At 63.6% G+C, this 15854-nt stretch carries 14 protein-coding genes; 12 read left to right on the top strand and 2 right to left on the bottom strand.

Annotated features, from left to right (window positions below; all coding sequences use genetic code 11):
- Positions 1-153 precede the first annotated feature (153 nt).
- From CBW66_RS08295 to CBW66_RS08275, 5 genes are all read left to right on the top strand, one after another.
- The gene (locus tag CBW66_RS08295) at positions 154-888 is read left to right on the top strand and encodes a response regulator transcription factor (protein WP_070220391.1); all 735 of its coding nucleotides are present in this window, start codon (positions 154-156) and stop codon (positions 886-888) included.
- Entirely contained in the window at positions 885-2420 is a 1536-nt protein-coding gene (locus CBW66_RS08290) for a sensor histidine kinase (RefSeq protein WP_230492087.1), read from the top strand. The genes CBW66_RS08295 and CBW66_RS08290 overlap by 4 nt, the downstream gene beginning before the upstream one ends.
- The gene (locus CBW66_RS08285; protein WP_086137909.1) at positions 2413-2727 is read left to right on the top strand and encodes a DUF4212 domain-containing protein; all 315 of its coding nucleotides are present in this window, start codon (positions 2413-2415) and stop codon (positions 2725-2727) included. Before CBW66_RS08290 ends, CBW66_RS08285 begins: the two co-directional genes overlap by 8 nt.
- Positions 2724-4772, top strand: a complete 2049-nt coding sequence (locus CBW66_RS08280) for a sodium:solute symporter family protein (RefSeq protein WP_086137908.1) — start codon at positions 2724-2726, stop codon at positions 4770-4772. Before CBW66_RS08285 ends, CBW66_RS08280 begins: the two co-directional genes overlap by 4 nt.
- A 71-nt stretch (positions 4773-4843) precedes the next feature.
- Positions 4844-6058 (top strand): 6-phosphofructokinase, encoded by a 1215-nt coding sequence (locus tag CBW66_RS08275; protein ID WP_086137907.1) that lies wholly within the window; start codon positions 4844-4846, stop codon positions 6056-6058.
- On the opposite strand, the gene CBW66_RS08270 is transcribed toward CBW66_RS08275, so the two are convergent.
- Positions 6055-6903 (bottom strand): IclR family transcriptional regulator, encoded by an 849-nt coding sequence (locus CBW66_RS08270; RefSeq protein WP_086137906.1) that lies wholly within the window; start codon positions 6901-6903, stop codon positions 6055-6057. The genes CBW66_RS08275 and CBW66_RS08270 overlap by 4 nt on opposite strands.
- Positions 6904-7067: 164 nt before the next feature.
- On the opposite strand from CBW66_RS08270, the gene CBW66_RS08265 reads away from it, so the two are divergent.
- Complete coding sequence (locus CBW66_RS08265; RefSeq protein ID WP_086137905.1) at positions 7068-8684, top strand: GMC family oxidoreductase; 1617 nt, start codon at positions 7068-7070, stop codon at positions 8682-8684.
- Between the two features lie 123 nt (positions 8685-8807).
- Positions 8808-10139 (top strand): MFS transporter, encoded by a 1332-nt coding sequence (locus tag CBW66_RS08260; protein WP_086137904.1) that lies wholly within the window; start codon positions 8808-8810, stop codon positions 10137-10139.
- Positions 10140-10203: 64 nt separating this feature from the next.
- Here the strand turns inward: CBW66_RS08260 and purM are convergent, their stop codons facing one another.
- On the bottom strand, positions 10204-11247 hold the full coding sequence (gene purM, locus CBW66_RS08255; protein ID WP_086137903.1) for a phosphoribosylformylglycinamidine cyclo-ligase: 1044 nt from the start codon (positions 11245-11247) through the stop codon (positions 10204-10206).
- A 188-nt stretch (positions 11248-11435) separates the two neighbouring features.
- Here purM and CBW66_RS08250 point away from each other — a divergent pair, with 188 nt between their 5' ends.
- The 5 genes from CBW66_RS08250 (at position 11436) to folK (ending at position 15773) form a co-directional block, all read left to right on the top strand.
- Positions 11436-12518, top strand: coding sequence for an AI-2E family transporter (locus CBW66_RS08250; RefSeq protein WP_086137902.1), 1083 nt, complete (start codon positions 11436-11438; stop codon positions 12516-12518).
- A 76-nt stretch (positions 12519-12594) separates the two neighbouring features.
- On the top strand, positions 12595-13263 hold the full coding sequence (gene hda / locus CBW66_RS08245; protein ID WP_058048421.1) for a DnaA regulatory inactivator Hda: 669 nt from the start codon (positions 12595-12597) through the stop codon (positions 13261-13263).
- Positions 13263-13934 (top strand): HAD family phosphatase, encoded by a 672-nt coding sequence (locus CBW66_RS08240; protein ID WP_086137960.1) that lies wholly within the window; start codon positions 13263-13265, stop codon positions 13932-13934. Before hda ends, CBW66_RS08240 begins: the two co-directional genes overlap by 1 nt.
- The gene (pcnB, locus tag CBW66_RS08235; RefSeq protein WP_086137901.1) at positions 13927-15297 is read left to right on the top strand and encodes a polynucleotide adenylyltransferase PcnB; all 1371 of its coding nucleotides are present in this window, start codon (positions 13927-13929) and stop codon (positions 15295-15297) included. Before CBW66_RS08240 ends, pcnB begins: the two co-directional genes overlap by 8 nt.
- Positions 15297-15773, top strand: coding sequence for a 2-amino-4-hydroxy-6-hydroxymethyldihydropteridine diphosphokinase (gene folK / locus CBW66_RS08230; protein WP_086137900.1), 477 nt, complete (start codon positions 15297-15299; stop codon positions 15771-15773). Before pcnB ends, folK begins: the two co-directional genes overlap by 1 nt.
- Positions 15774-15854: the final 81 nt, after the last annotated feature.

Below are 15854 nucleotides of genomic sequence, written 5' to 3'. Positions count from 1 at the left end.
GTACTGTATAAAAAAACAGTGATCAATGCAAGCGGAACGTGGATTTGTTTTGAAACAGATCAATACAACCCTGGTTTTTCACAAAAACTCGCCACCTTGCGGGAAATGAAACACAATACAAGCTTCTATGCCGCAAGCCGAGGAAGTCTCACCATGCGTATTTTACTTGCCGAAGATGACAGCGTGCTGGCCGATGGCCTGACCCGTTCGCTGCGCCAGTCGGGCTATGCCATCGACTGCGTCAAAAATGGGCAGGAAGCCGATACGGCCCTGTCCACCCAGGAATTCGACTTGCTGATCCTCGACCTGGGCCTGCCGAAGATGTCCGGGCTGGAAGTGCTGCGCCGCCTGCGCGCGCGCGCCTCGCTGCTGCCCGTGCTGATCCTGACGGCCGCCGATTCCATCGAACAACGCGTGAATGGCCTCGACCTCGGTGCCGACGATTATATGGCCAAGCCGTTCGCCTTGTCGGAACTGGAGGCAAGAGTGCGCGCCCTGACGCGCCGCGGCGCCGGCGGCGGCGCCACCATCATCAAGCATGGCCCCCTCAGCTACGACCAGGTGGGGCGCAGCGCCTACATCAACGACCAGATGCTCGACCTGTCGGCGCGTGAACTGGGCTTGCTGGAAATCCTGCTGGGCCGCACCGGCCGCCTCGTTTCGAAAGAACAGCTGGTCGACCACCTGTGCGAATGGGGCGAGGAAGTGTCGAACAACGCCATCGAAGTGTATGTGCACCGCCTGCGCAAGAAGATCGAGGTGGGCGGCGTGCGCATCGCCACCGTGCGCGGCCTCGGCTATTGCCTGGAAAAATACTCGGAAGCGGCGCGCCTGAACGCCGAAGCGGGCGAGTCGGCAGCCCCGGCCAGCGGGTCCGCCAGCAAGTGAAAGCGCGCGAGGCGCCAGCGGACGAGCCGGACGACGACTGGTTCGAGCCGCCCACGACGGAACAGGACGACACCATCGAGCATTCGCTGTTCGGTGAAATCCTCGACTGGATGCTGGCGCCCCTGCTGCTGCTGTGGCCGATGAGCATCGCCATCACCTATCTGGTGGCCAAGGGCATCGCCAATCAGCCGTTCGATCATGCGCTGGAAGACAGCGTCACCGTGCTGACGCAACAGGTCAAGCAGGCCGACGGCGCGCTGCTGCGCCGCGTGCCGGACAAGAACAGCAATAACAAGGGCCGCGACTTCCTGCGCGGCGACGACGTCGACACCCTGTATTACCTGGTGGTGGGTCCGCGCGGCGAATACCTCGACGGCGACCGCGACTTGCCGCCGCCGCAGGACCCCGACAAATACCGCAGCGGCATGGTGCTGTTTCGCAACGACAACATCCACGGCACGCCCGTGCGCGTGGCGTTCAGCTATCTCGACATTCCTTCCGGCAACGACGATGAAGCGCAGCGCGCGCTGGTGCAGGTGGCCGAGACGCTGGAAAAGCGCGCCCAGCTGGCCAATGAGATCATCAAGGGCGTGATTTTGCCGCAGTTCATCATCCTGCCCGTGATCCTGGCCCTGGTCTGGTTTGCCCTGGCGCGCGGCCTGTCGCCGCTGGCGCAATTGCAGGAACGCATACGCGCCCGCCCGCCCGACGATTTATCTCCCATCGAATCGGGCCAGGTGCCCGAGGAAATCACGCCGCTGGTCGGTTCGCTCAACGAGATGCTGGCACGCCTGTCGCTGTCGATCGACATGCAGAAACGCTTCATCGCCGATGCCGCGCACCAGATGAAAACGCCGCTGGCCGGCATGCGCATGCAATCGGAGCTGGCCCTGCGCCAGACCGACCACGACGAGATCCACCGCTCGCTGCTGCAACTGGCGAAAAGTTCGGAAGCGGCCACGCGCCTGGTCAACCAGCTGCTGGCCCTGGCGCGTGCGGAAAACCAGCCGCAAGCGGGCACGGCGTTCGAGCCGATCGAGTTGAGCGAGCTGGCGCGCGGCGTGGTGCAAGACTGGGTGCAAGCTTCGTTTGCCCAGCATATCGACCTGGGCTTCGAACAGCCCGCGTATTCGATCATGATTTCCGGCAATGCCATGATGCTGCGCGAGCTGCTGAGCAATCTGATCGACAATGCCCTGCGCTACACGCCGGCCGGCGGCAGCGTCACGGTGCGCGTGCGCAGCACCCTGGAACTGGCCATCCTGGAAGTGGAAGATACGGGGCCCGGCATTGCGCCGGCAGAACGGGCGCACGTGTTCGAGCGCTTTTACCGCATTCTTGGCAGCAATGTCGACGGTAGCGGCCTGGGCCTTGCCATCGTGCGTGAGATTGCGCAGCAGCATGGCGCCGAAGTCGATATTTTTAACAATCCGCGCGCCACTTCGCCGAAGTTGCCAGGCACTCTGCTGCGCCTGAGCATCGCCCTGCTGTTGCCGGAAGCGCCAGAAGAGGACAACATCACGTATGGATAAGCCCAGCCTTCCCGCGGCGCCGCTGCAGCCGGCGCGCGCGCCCAGCCCCGAACTGCAGGCGCGCCGCGACGTGCACTGGCGCAAGACGCGGCGCCTGACGGCCATCCTGCTGCTGGTCTGGCTGCTGACGGGCTTTTTGACCGTGTTTTATGCGCGCGAACTGCTGCACCTGAACCTGTTCGGCTGGCCGCTGCCCTTCTATATGGCGGCCCAGGGTGCCTCGCTGGTCTACCTGGCCATCATCGCCTTCTATGCCTGGCGCATGCGCCGCCTGGACCGCGCCTTCCATGCCGAGGAGCAAGCATGAACGGCCAGCGCAGCTTCTTTGCGCGCCTGTGCCGCTACTACCTGCTGTTTACCGCCGGTTTCGCCGCATTCCTGCTGGCCCTGTCGGTCCTGGAACAGGAAGGCATGCCGCGCGCGTGGATCGGCTACCTGTTCATGCTCGTCACCATCACCCTGTACGCCACCATCGGCGTCATCAGCCGCACCTCGAACGTCACCGAATACTATGTGGCGGGGCGCCGGGTGCCGGCCATGTTCAACGGCATGGCCACGGCCGCCGACTGGATTTCGGCCGCCAGCTTCATCAGCCTGGCGGGCGGCCTGTACCTGAACGGCTTCGACGGCCTGGCCTTCATCATGGGCTGGACGGGCGGCTACTGCCTGGTGGCGCTATTGATCGCGCCCTACCTGCGCAAGTTCAGCCAATACACGATTCCCGACTTCCTCGCCGCGCGCTACGGCAGCGGCAGCGACAAGCGGGGCGCCAGCGTGCGCGTGGTGGCCGTGGCCGCCACCATCATCGTGTCGTTTACCTATGTCGTGGCGCAGATCTACGCCGTCGGCCTGATCGCCTCGCGCTTCACAGGTGTGGATTTTTCCGTCGGCATTTTCCTGGGGCTGGCCAGCATCCTCGTCTGCTCCTTTCTGGGCGGCATGCGCGCCATCACCTGGACGCAGGTGGCGCAGTACATCATCATCCTCGTCGCCTTCTTGATTCCCGCCATGTGGCTGTCGGTCAAGCATGCGGACAATCCCGTGCCGCAGCTCGCCTATGGCAAGGTGCTGCCGCAACTGAGCGCGCGCGAACACGTGCTGGAAACGGACCCGAAAGAAAACGAAGTGCGCGCCATCTTCCGCCAGCGCGCGCAAAGCTACCAGGCGCGCATCGACGGCTTGCCCGGCTCCTGGGAGCAAGGCCGCCTGGCGGCCCAGCGCCAGCTCGATAGTTTGCGCCAACGCAATACCTCGCTGTTTGACATCCGCAACGCGGAGCGCTACCTGATCGCCTATCCCAAAAGCCCCGACGAGGCACGCGCGCTGTGGCAGGCGGCGCAGGCGCAAAACCAGAAACGCGCCGAACCGATCATTCCGCACGCGCAACCGTTTCCCGCCGCCGACCGCGAGCAATCCGATATCAAGCGCAACAATTTCCTGGCCATCGTGTTTTGCATGATGCTGGGCACGGCCGCCCTGCCGCATATCCTCATGCGATCGTACACCACGCCGTCCGTGCACGAAACGCGCGTGTCCGTGTTCTGGACCCTGTTTTTCATCCTGTTGATCTATCTCACGATTCCCGCGCTGGCCGTGCTGGTCAAGTACGATATTTACTCGGCACTGGTGGGCACGCAATACGCGAACCTGCCCACCTGGGTGTCGTACTGGGCCAATGTGGACAAGCTCAGTCCCCTGATCAGCATCGTCGACGTCAACCGCGACGGCATCGTGCAACTGGCGGAAATTTCCATCGACGCCGACGTGCTGGTGCTGGCAACGCCCGAGATCGCCGGCCTGCCCTACGTGATTTCCGGCCTGGTGGCGGCCGGCGGCCTGGCCGCCGCCCTGTCGACGGCCGATGGCTTGCTGCTGGCCATCTCGAACGCCCTGTCGCACGACGTGTATTACAAGGTGGTCGATCCCAGCGCCTCGACGCAAAAGCGCGTGACGATTTCCAAACTGCTGCTGCTGGCCGTGGCCTTCATCGCCGCCTATGCGGCCTCGCAAAAGCCGGCGGACATCCTGTCGCTGGTGGGCGTGGCGTTTTCCCTGGCCGCCTCGACCCTGTTCCCGCCGCTGGTGCTGGGGGTCTTCTGGCAACGCGCCAACCACCAGGGCGCGCTGGCCGGCATGCTGACGGGCTTTGGCGTCTGCCTGTACTACATGCTGCATACGAGCACCATGCTGGGAGGCAATGCCAGCGGTCAATGGTTCCATATCGCCCCCATTTCCGCCGGCATCTTCGGCGTGCCGGCCGGCCTGGCCGCGGCCGTGCTGGTCAGCTGGCTGACACCAAAGCCGGGACGCCGCAGCACGGGACTGGTCGAGCATATACGCGCGCCGGAATGAATACCGAAAAAAACAGCGCCGCCGCAAAAAAGGAGTAGGCTGGAGGGCCGCTTTACTTACGAGGACATCCCATGCCGTCTGGAAAAATTCTTGTCGCCCAGGGAGGCGGCCCGACCGCCGTCATCAACCAGTCGCTGGTGGGCGTGGTGCTCGAATCGCGGCGTTTTCAGCACGTCACGCGCGTGTACGGCGCGCTGCACGGCGTGCGCGGCATCGTCAACGAGGAATTTGTCGATCTGACGCAGGAAACCAGCCACAACCTGGAACTGGTGGCGGCCACGCCGTCCTCGGCGCTCGGCTCCACGCGCGACAAGCCCGATATCGCCTACTGCCAGCAAATCTTCGAAGTGCTGCGCGCGCACGAGATCGAGCACTTCTTTTACATCGGCGGCAACGACTCGTCCGACACGGTGCGCATCGTCAGCGAGGAAGCGCACAAGGCCGGCTATCCGCTGCGCTGCATCCACATCCCGAAAACCATCGACAACGACCTGGTGGGCAGCGACCACACGCCCGGTTTTCCCTCGGCCGCGCGCTTCGTCGCGCAAGCGTTCGCCGGCGCCAACCTCGACAACGCGGCCTTGCCCGGCGTCTACGTGGGCGTGGTGATGGGCCGCCACGCGGGCTTCCTGACGGCCGCCTCGGCGCTGGGCAAGAAGTTCCCCGACGATGGACCGCACCTGATCTACCTCCCCGAGCGCGTCTTCGTGCTGGAAAACTTCCTTGCCGACGTGAAGGCCGCCTATGAACAGTATGGCCGCTGCGTGATCGCCGTCTCGGAAGGCATCCACGACGCGTCGGGCGAACCGATCGCCAGCTTGCTGGCGAAGGAGGTGGAACGCGATGCGCACGGCAATGTGCAATTGTCGGGCACGGGCGCGCTGGCCGACCTGCTGTGCGACGAGATCAAGGCCAAGCTCGGCATCAAGCGCGTGCGCGGCGATACCTTCGGCTATCTGCAGCGCTCCTTCATCGGCTGCGTCTCCGACGTCGACCAGCGCGAGGCGCGCGAAGTGGGCGAGAAGGCGGTGCAGTTCGCCATGTGGGGCGAGCGCGACGGCTCTGTTGCCATCAAGCGCACGGGCTTTTATTCCGTCGATTACGAATTGCTGCCGCTGTCCGACGTGGCGGGCAAGACGCGCACCATGGAAGACGAGTTCATCAGCGCAAGCGGCACCGATGTGACCGATGCCTTCCGCCTGTATCTGCGCCCGCTGCTGGGCTCCGGCATGCCCGACGCGTTCCGATTGCGGGCGGCCAAGGTGGCGAAGGTGCTCAAGCCTTAACTGTTTTCCGCCAGCAATAGCGGCCGCAGCTTGACGGCCGCCTCCTTGAGCTGCGGCACGTGCTGCAGCAGCTGCTCCACGGACTTTCTTGCCACGGGCGCGTGGCAGGCGACGGCCGCCACGATGCGCCCGTCGGCCGCGCAGATGGGCACGGCTACGGCCACCATGCCGTGCACGAATTCCTCGTCGTCGATGCCGATGCCGAGCCGGGCGATGCGCACGATCTCGCGTTCGAGCAAGACGGGATCCGTGACGCTTTTCGGCGTGCGCGCTTCCAGCGTCAGCATGGCCAGCAGCTCGCGCCGCTCCAGCAAGGTCATGTGCGCCAAAAACAGCTTGCCGCTGGCCGTGCAATGCATGGGTGCGCGCGTGCCCAGCACCAGGTGCAGGCGCAGCGGTTCCTGCGTTTCCACCCTGTCCACATACACGATGGCATTGCCTTCGGGAATCGCCAGATTGCAGGTCTCGCCCGTGGCCGCCACCAGGCTGCCCAGGATACTGCGGCTGACGCGGATCAGGGCATTGTTGCGCAAGGTCGCCAGCGCCAGGTTGGTGGACGCCGCACCGGGCACATAGCCGCGCCCCACGGGCGTGCGCAGCACATAGCCATATTGCTCCAGGGTATCGAGCAGGCGCATCATGCTGGCCTTGGGCACCTGCATGCGCGCGGCCAGCTGCGACAAGGTCAAGGGCTGGCTGGCACTGGCCAGGTGCTCGATCAGGCGCAGCACGCGCAAGCCGCGCGCCTCGTCGCCATGGCTGGCCGCCACGCTGGTACCCGCAGGGCTGCCCGCTTGATCTCCCTCCGCGGCCTCGGCCGGCCGTTTTTGAAACGCATCATGCATGTTCTGTTTCACCTCTCGCGTATGCGGCGGTTTCCGCTTGTCCCCGTGCTGCACGTCTTTTATAAATGGAACCAGACGTTCCAAAAAATAATCAATAAAGACCAGTGTATCGCAAAAAACGCCCGCCGAGGCAAGCTGATACCGCAACGCAGGAGACAAGCACCATGTTGCAAACACACTACGATTACATCGTTGTCGGCGCCGGTTCGGCCGGCTGCGTGCTGGCCAACCGCCTGTCGCACGACAGCAATCATCAGGTCCTGCTGCTGGAAGCGGGCGGCAAGGACAACAATCCCTGGATCCACGTGCCGGTCGGTTATTTCAAGACCATGCACGACCCGAAGCTGGACTGGTGCTACCGCACGGAGGCCGACGCCGGCATCGCCGGGCGCCAGTTGCAATGGCCGCGCGGCAAGGTGCTGGGCGGCTCCAGCTCGCTCAACGGCCTGCTGTACGTGCGCGGGCAAAAAGAGGACTATGACCGCTGGGCCGAACTGGGCAACGCCGGCTGGAGCTATGCCGAGGTGCTGCCCTATTTCAAGAAATCGGAAGACCAGGAACGCGGCGCCAGCGATTACCACGGCGTGGGCGGCCCGTTAAAAGTGTCGGACCTGCGGCTGCGCCGCCCCATCGCCGAACATTTTATTGCCGGCGCCACGGAAAGCGGCATCCCCTTCAATGCCGATTACAACGGCGCCACGCAGGAAGGCGTCGGCTACTTCCAGCAGACGGCCAGCAAGGGGCTGCGCTGGAGCACGGCCAAGGCCTTTTTGCGCCCCGCCCGCAAGCGCGCCAACCTGCGCGTGGAAGTGCGCGCGCAAATCACACGCGTGCTGTTCGAGGGCAAGCGCGCCGTCGGCATCGAGTTCCGCCAGGATGGCCAGCTGCGCCAGGCGCGCGCCAGCGGCGAAGTGATTTTATGCGCGGGCGCCATCGGCTCGCCGCAGATCCTGCAATGCTCGGGCGTAGGGCCGCGCTCCCTGCTTGAGGAAGTGGGCGTGCCGCTGGTGCACGACTTGCCCGGCGTGGGACAGAACCTGCAAGACCATCTGCAAATCCGCCTCGTCTTCAAGACGCGATTAAAAACCCTGAACGATGAAGTCAACAGCCTGTGGGGCAAGCTGTGGGTGGGCATGCAATATGTGTTTTCCCGCTCGGGCCCACTCACCCTGGCGGCCAGCCAGGTGACGGTGTTTACCAAATCCTCGCCCGAGGTGGAGCGGCCCGACATCCAGTTCCACATGCAGCCGCTGAGCGCCGACAAGCCGGGCGAAGGCGCGCATCCGTTTTCCGCGTTCACGTCGTCCGTGTGCCAGCTGCGCCCGCACAGCCGCGGCCACGTGTCGATCAAGTCCGCCGATCCCCTCGCCTATCCGGGCATTTACCCGAACTATCTGTCCGACCCGCGCGACCAGCAGACGGCGATCGCCGCCCTGCGCGTGGCCCGCAAGATCGCCGCCGCGCCGTCGCTGGCGCAGCACATCATCGAGGAATTCGTGCCCGGCCCGCAGTTCGAGACGGACGCGGAATTGCTGGACGCGGCGCGCCGCTTCAGCCAGTCGATCTACCACCCGAGCGGCACCTGCAAGATGGGCCACGACGCCATGGCCGTCGTCGACGACCGCTTGCGCGTGCACGGCATGCAGAACCTGCGCGTCGTCGATGCGTCGATCATGCCGGAAATCGTCTCGGGCAATACGAATGCGCCCACCATCATGATCGCCGAAAAAGCGGCCGACATGATCCTGGCGGACGCCGTGCGGCTGCCGCAGGCGGCCTGACCCACCCATTCCATTCCCGGCAAGGAGGATGTCAGCGGCGGGCAGACGGCCCCGCCTCCAATGACCCGGCGACAAGCCTGGCATCAGAAAAAACACATAATCGATATCGATTGGAGACTAGATATGGACAACAATCCCAGCAATCCGAAAAAAGCCCAAGAGCTGCGGAAAGTGGTGATGGCCAGCGTGATCGGCGCCACCATCGAGTGGTACGACTTCTTTTTATACGGCGTCGTCGCCGGCATCGTGTTCAGCAAACTGTATTTCCCGGGCGGCGATCCGCTCGTCTCGACCATGCTGGCCTACGGCACCTTTGCCGTGGGCTTTCTGTCGCGCCCCATCGGCGGCGTGATCTTCGGCCACTTCGGCGACAAGATCGGCCGCAAGAGCATGCTGGTCATGACCCTGATGATCATGGGGATTTCCACTTTCCTGATCGGCGTGCTGCCCACCTATGAGCACATCGGCTACTGGGCGCCGGGCCTGCTGCTGTTCCTGCGCGTGCTGCAAGGCATCGGTCTCGGTGGCGAATGGGGCGGCGCCGTGCTGATGGCGTATGAATATGCGCCGCCAAAGGAGCGCGGCTTCTATGCCAGCCTGCCGCAGATCGGCCTGGCCATCGGCCTGTGCCTCGCGTCCGGCGTGGTGGCGATTTTGTCCTACAGCCTGACGGATGCGCAGTTTTTATCCTGGGGCTGGCGCGTGGCCTTCATCCTGTCGGCGGCCCTCGTCTTCATCGGCATGTGGATACGCCTGAACGTGATGGAAACGCCCGAGTTCCAGGCCGTCAAGGAAAAGAATGCGGAGACGCAGATCCCGTTTGTCGACCTCTTGAAACGCTATCCGGGCAATGTCTTGAAGGGCATGGGCGCGCGCTATATCGATGGCGTGTTCTTCAATATCTTCGGCGTGTTTTCCATCACCTATCTGACCAACACCATCAAGATCGACCGCACGGAAGCGCTGATGGGCGTGATGGCGTCGGCCGTCGTGATGTGCTTTTGCATCCCCTTCTTCGGCCGCCTGTCGGACCGCATCGGCCGCAGCAAGGTGTTTTTCTGGGGTTCCTTGATCACGGGCGTGTCGGCCATTCCCGCCTTCTGGATCATGCTCAACCACGCCGGCAATCCGCTGCTGCTGTGGTGTTCCGTGATCATTCCGCTGGGCGTGCTGTATTCGGCCGTGTACGGCCCGGAAGCGGCCCTGTTCTGCGACCTGTTCGACGCCAGGGTGCGCTACACGGGCATCTCCTTCGTGTACCAGTTCTCCGGCATCTTCGCCAGCGGCCTGACGCCCATCATCGCCACCTACCTGCTCAAGACGGGCAACGGCGAGCCATGGCATATCGTCGGCTACATCCTGTTCGCCTCCCTCGTCTCGGCCGTCAGCGTGGCCATGATCGGCAGGGGTGGTTCGCAACCGGAAGGGGGCATGAAGACGGCGCACGCGCGGTAGACATCCGGGCGTAAAAAAAGGCAGGCCTCTCGCGAGTGCCTGCCTTTCTTGTTCAAGCTACAGCTTAGATAACAATCGTCTGGTGCTCGTCGCCCATGCGGGCGCGGATGGTGCCGATGCGCGAGACGGTTTCGCCGGCCGCCTGCAATTGCGCGATGGCGGCATCGGCATTTTCCTGCGCGACGATGACGGTCATGCCGATGCCGCAGTTGAAGACGCGGTGCATCTCGGCGTCAGCCACGCCGCCGTGCTGTTGCAGCCACGTGAACAGCGGCGGCATGGTCCATGCCTTCGAGTCCAGTTCGGCCACCAGGCCAGGCTGCAGCACGCGCGGGATGTTTTCCACCAGGCCGCCGCCGGTGATGTGCACCATGCCCTTGACTTCCATGGCGTCCATCAGCGCCAGCAGCGGCTTGACGTAGATGCGCGTTGGCTGCATCAGCACGTCGGCCAGTTTGCGGCCATGGAAGTCGCCTTCCAGGTCCGGCTTCGCCACTTCGATGATCTTGCGCACCAGCGAGTAACCGTTCGAGTGCACGCCCGACGAGGCCAGGCCCAGCACCACGTCGCCCGGGGCGATCTTGGTGCCGTCGATGATTTTCGATTTTTCCACGGCGCCGACGGCAAAACCTGCCAGGTCGTATTCGCCGGCCGGGTACATGCTCGGCATTTCCGCCGTTTCGCCGCCGATCAGCGCGCAGCCCGCTTGTTCGCAACCCTGGGCGATGCCCTTGATGACGTCGGTGGCGATGGCCACGTCCAGCTTGCCGCAAGCGAAGTAATCGAGGAAGAACAGCGGTTCGGCGCCTTGCACCAGGATATCGTTGACGCTCATGGCGACCAGGTCGATGCCGACCGTGTCGTGGCGGTTCAGTTCGAACGCCAGGCGCAATTTCGTGCCCACGCCGTCGGTGCCCGATACCAGCACCGGCTCCTTGTACTTCTTGCTGATTTCAAACATGGCGCCAAAACCGCCCAGGCCGCCCATCACGCCTTCGCGCAGGGTGCGCTTGGCAAACGGCTTGATTGCTTCGACTAAAGCGTCGCCCGCGTCGATATCGACGCCAGCGTCACGGTAGGAAAGGGAAACATTAGAAGTCTGGTTCATGGTGTGGTGGCAGCGGAGGCGGTAAAATAGAAGGCGGATACCCGCCGGCACGCGCGCGCAAGCATGTTTTTCAACATCGTGCGGCAGGGCGCCAGCGGGTGAATTCGGTCGATCAAGACGCTATTTTATCAAACTGCCCCGCCATTTCGTAATTAACTGCCTTTTTTTAACGCAACAGCACAAACTACATGCCATTCGCCATCACCGCCGAACAGAAGCAAACAGCATTTTGGATCGCGGTCTGGCTGGCATTTTTGCTGCTGCTCGTCAGCCTGGGCCCCATCCTGACACCCTTCCTGGCCGCCGCCATCCTCGCCTACGTGCTCAATCCCGGCGTGGACCGCTTGCAGCGCCTGCATTACCGGCGCTTTTACGTGCCCCGTCCGCTGGCCGTGCTGGTCGTCGTAGTGTTGTTTTTCCTCGCCATTACGGCGCTCGTGCTGATCGTCGTGCCTGTGCTGCAAAAGGAAATCCCGCTGCTGCAGGCGCAAATCCCCCAGTTTCTCAGCAAGGCGAACGAGTTGCTGGCGCCGAAACTGCGCGACCTGGGCATCCGCGTGCGCCTCGACGGCACGGGCATCAAGCGCATGCTGAGCCAGCAGATGGCCACCAGCGGCGATGAAATCTGGAGCACGGTACTCGCCTCGGCGCGCATCGGCGGCACGGCCGTGCTGGGCTGGCTGGCCACCGTGGTCTTGATTCCCGTGGTGCTGTTCTATCTGTTGCTGGACTGGCATCCGATGCTGGCGCGCATCGCCGGTGCCGTGCCGCGCCGCTGGGTCGGCCGCACGGTGGGCATGGCGCAGGAAGTCGACACCTTGCTGGCGCAATACCTGCGCGGGCAGTTGCTCGTCATGCTGGTGCTGGCCACGTATTACTCGGTGGCGCTGGCCATCGCCGGTTTTGAAGTCGCATTGCCTGTGGGCATCATTACGGGCTTGCTGGTGTTCATCCCCTATCTGGGCTTCGGCCTGGGCCTGATGCTGGCGCTGATCGCCGCCCTGCTGCAATTTGCCGACTGGAGCGGCGTCATCGCCGTGGCCGTCATCTATGGCTGCGGCCAGGTCATCGAAGGCTTTTTCCTCACGCCGCGCCTGGTCGGCGAGCGCATCGGCCTGAACCCGCTGGCTGTGATCTTTGCCTTGCTGGCGTTCGGACAATTGTTCGGTTTCGTCGGCGTTTTGCTCGCATTACCCGCTTCTGCCGTCCTGATGGTCGCTTTTAAGCATCTAAGACGCCACTACCTCTCCAGCAGCTTCTATAATACCTAGTAAAAGCGGATATCATATCAACCTAGCAATACCACGATGCACATGCAGTAATGAAAAACAGGACAAGGCGTACGCCATGAAACAACTGGTGCTCGATTTAGGCACAGACCAGGCGCACAGCCTCGATACCTTCGAGGTGGGACAGAATGCCGAAGTGGCGCAGCTGATGCGCCAGTTCGCCGCGCGCACGTCGCGCGAACATTTTGCCTACCTGTGGGGCGAACTGGCCGCCGGCAAGAGCCACCTGCTCAAGGCCCTGGCCAGCACCGAGCGCGCGCGCTACATTTCGCCATTCTCGATCGAGTCCGAATTCGTGTATTCGCCCGACGTCGACCTGTACCTGCTCGACGACTGCGAAAAGCTCTCGCCGCTGGCGCAGATCGATGCCTTTGCCCTGTTCAATGAAATCCGCGCCAACAAGGCGTTCATGGTGTGCAGCGGCGCCGTGCCGCCTGCCGTGCTGCCCGTGCGCGAAGACTTGCGCACGCGCATGGGCTGGGGCCTGATCTACCAGATCCACGGCTTGACCGACGATGAAAAAATCGCCGCCCTGACCCAGGCAGCCACCACCCGCGGCTTGACCTTGTCGCCGGGCGTGTTACCCTATCTACTGTCCCATTTCCGGCGCGACATGCGTTCGTTGTCGACGATGCTGGACTCTCTCGACCTCTACTCCCTTGAAACCCAACGCCCGATCACCTTGCCATTGTTGCGCGAGTTGCTGCAGGCGGAAGCGAAAGAATGATGAATCTGGCCCTGTTTGACCTCGACCACACCCTGCTGCCCATCGACTCGGACAATGAGTGGGGTAATTTCATGGTACGCACCGGCCTGATCGACGGCACGTCGTATACCCGCCGTAACGCTGACTTTTACGAACAGTACAAAGCCGGCACGCTCGACGCCGTCGAATACCTGGAGTTCGTGCTCGGCACGCTGTCGAAATTTCCACGCCAGCAGCTGGATCAGCTGCACCTGCAATACATGGATGAAGTGATCAAGCCGGCCATCCTGCCGTCGGTGCTGGCGCTACTGCAGCAACACCGCGATGCGGGCGACCTGGTGGCCATCGTCACGGCCACCAACCATTTCATCGCCAAGCCCATCGCCGATGCGCTGGGCGTCGAGCATCTGATCGCGGCCATGCCGGAACTGGACGGCGAAGGCAATTTCACGGGCCGAATTGACGGCACCCCCACCCTGGGCGCGGGCAAGCTGACCCACACCCATGCCTGGCTGGAAAAGCTGGGCAAGACCATGGGTGACTTCGAGCGCACGTACTTCTACAGCGATTCCCACAATGACATTCCGCTGATGTCCGTCGTGACCCACCCGGTCGCGACCAACCCCAACACCGCTTTGAGCGCACACGCATCCCTCCACGGCTGGCCATCACTCCACTTATTCAATGATTAAAAAATTCATCCGCAAGATCCTCGGCGTTAAAAAAGAGGCAGCGCGCGACACCACGGCACCCATCGTGCTCGGTCCTGCGCAACACGGAATCGACCCGAAACTGGTATCGTCGAATGCCATCCGCGTCACCAGCAGCCTGCAGGAAGCGGGCTTCGAGGCCTTTGTCGTCGGCGGCGCCGTGCGCGACCTGCTGCTGGGCGTCAAACCCAAGGACTTCGACATCGCCACCAACGCCACGCCGGAACAGGTCAAGCGATTGTTCCGCCGCGCCTTCATCATCGGCAAGCGCTTCCAGATCGTGCACGTGATGTTCGGCCAGGATTTGCTGGAAGTGACGACTTTCCGCGGCGCCGGCGCCGATTCCGCACCCAAGGATGAACATGGCCGCGTCCTGCGCGACAACACCTTCGGTCTGCAGCACGAAGATGCGCTGCGCCGCGACTTCACCATCAACGCCATGTACTACAACCCGGCCACGCAGGAAGTGCTCGATTACCACGGCGGCGTGGAAGACATCCGCGCCAAGACCCTGCGCATGATCGGCAAGCCGGAAGAGCGCTACCGCGAAGACCCCGTGCGCATGCTGCGCGTGGTGCGCTTCGCCGCCAAGCTGAAATTCACCATCGAGCCGCATACGGCCGCGCCGATTCCCGTCATGGCGCCGCTGATCAACAACGTGCCGGCGCCGCGCGTATTCGACGAAATGCTCAAACTCCTGATGAGCGGCCATGCGCTGGCCTGCCTGCAGCAGCTGCGCAAGGAAGGCTTGCATCACGGTCTGCTGCCGCTGCTCGACGTAGTGCTGGAGCAGCCGCTGGGCGCGAAATTCGTCACCCTGGCGCTGGACGCCACGGACGCCCGCATCGCCGCCGGCAAGACCGTCTCGCCGGGTTTTTTGTTTGCCTCGCTGCTGTGGCACCAGGTGCTGGAAAAATGGACGGCCTACCGCGCCGCCGGCGAATCGACGATTCCCGCGCTGCACCTGGCGGCCGACGACGTGCTCGACTCGCAGACGGAAAAACTGGCCTTGCAGCGCAAGATCGGCTCCGACATGCGCGACATCTGGTCGATGCAGCCCCGCTTCGAACGCCGCGTCGGCAAGGCGCCGTACAAACTGCTCGAGCACCTGCGCTTCCGCGCCGGCTACGACTTCCTGCTGCTGCGCTGCGCCTCGGGCGAGATCGACGCGGACATCGGTGTATGGTGGACGGCCTTTTATGAAGGCGACGAGGAAACGCGCGAAGCGCTGCTCGTCAGCGCCAATGCCGCGCCGGGCGCCGTCAAGAAGAAGCGCCCGCCGCGCCGCAGCACGCGCAGCAAGACGGGTGGCGGCAGCACCACCGGCAGCACCAGCGGCGAATAATGACGGTCACCGCTTACATCGGCATCGGCGCCAACCTGGGCGACGCGCGCGCGAATGTGCAGGATGCGCTCGCGCGCCTGGCGCGCCTGCCCGGCGCCAGCTTGCTGGACGCCTCGGCCAGCTACCGCACGGCGCCCATCGACTCCAGCGGCGACGACTACATCAACGCCGTGGCGCGCATCGCGACCACCTTGCCGGCGGAGGAACTGCTGCAGGCCCTGCACGCCATCGAGGCGGCGCATGGGCGCGAGCGCCCTTACCGCAACGCCCCGCGCACCCTGGACCTGGATTTGCTGCTGTACGGCGATGAACAGATCGCCAGCGCCACCCTGACGGTACCGCATCCGCGCCTCACCGAGCGCGCCTTCGTGCTGGTGCCGCTGCTGGCCCTGGCGCCAGCCATCGTCGTGCCCGGCCTCGGCCCGGCGCAAGCCTACCTGGCGGGCGTGGCCGACCAGGCCATCAGCCAGCTCTGAGCGCCGCGCGGCATTGCTCTACAATGCCGCCCCTGCACGCCGCCATATAAAGTACTACACTAGCGGCGTCGCAATAGCATC

Source organism: Janthinobacterium sp. GW456P (assembly GCF_002127655.1).
Taxonomy (GTDB): Bacteria; Pseudomonadota; Gammaproteobacteria; order Burkholderiales; family Burkholderiaceae_D; genus Janthinobacterium.
This window is presented reverse-complemented; position numbering and strand designations above follow the sequence as displayed.

Coding starts and splice junctions, on each gene's coding strand:
- pcnB (WP_086137901.1), top strand. CDS start 13,927: ATGATTAAAAAATTCATCCGCAAGATCCTCGGCGTTAAAAAAGAGGCA.
- CBW66_RS08295 (WP_070220391.1), top strand. CDS start 154: ATGCGTATTTTACTTGCCGAAGATGACAGCGTGCTGGCCGATGGCCTG.
- CBW66_RS08265 (WP_086137905.1), top strand. CDS start 7,068: ATGTTGCAAACACACTACGATTACATCGTTGTCGGCGCCGGTTCGGCC.
- CBW66_RS08260 (WP_086137904.1), top strand. CDS start 8,808: ATGGACAACAATCCCAGCAATCCGAAAAAAGCCCAAGAGCTGCGGAAA.
- CBW66_RS08285 (WP_086137909.1), top strand. CDS start 2,413: ATGGATAAGCCCAGCCTTCCCGCGGCGCCGCTGCAGCCGGCGCGCGCG.
- purM (WP_086137903.1), bottom strand. CDS start 11,247: ATGAACCAGACTTCTAATGTTTCCCTTTCCTACCGTGACGCTGGCGTC.
- hda (WP_058048421.1), top strand. CDS start 12,595: ATGAAACAACTGGTGCTCGATTTAGGCACAGACCAGGCGCACAGCCTC.
- CBW66_RS08240 (WP_086137960.1), top strand. CDS start 13,263: ATGAATCTGGCCCTGTTTGACCTCGACCACACCCTGCTGCCCATCGAC.
- CBW66_RS08250 (WP_086137902.1), top strand. CDS start 11,436: ATGCCATTCGCCATCACCGCCGAACAGAAGCAAACAGCATTTTGGATC.
- CBW66_RS08275 (WP_086137907.1), top strand. CDS start 4,844: ATGCCGTCTGGAAAAATTCTTGTCGCCCAGGGAGGCGGCCCGACCGCC.
- folK (WP_086137900.1), top strand. CDS start 15,297: ATGACGGTCACCGCTTACATCGGCATCGGCGCCAACCTGGGCGACGCG.
- CBW66_RS08280 (WP_086137908.1), top strand. CDS start 2,724: ATGAACGGCCAGCGCAGCTTCTTTGCGCGCCTGTGCCGCTACTACCTG.
- CBW66_RS08270 (WP_086137906.1), bottom strand. CDS start 6,903: ATGCATGATGCGTTTCAAAAACGGCCGGCCGAGGCCGCGGAGGGAGAT.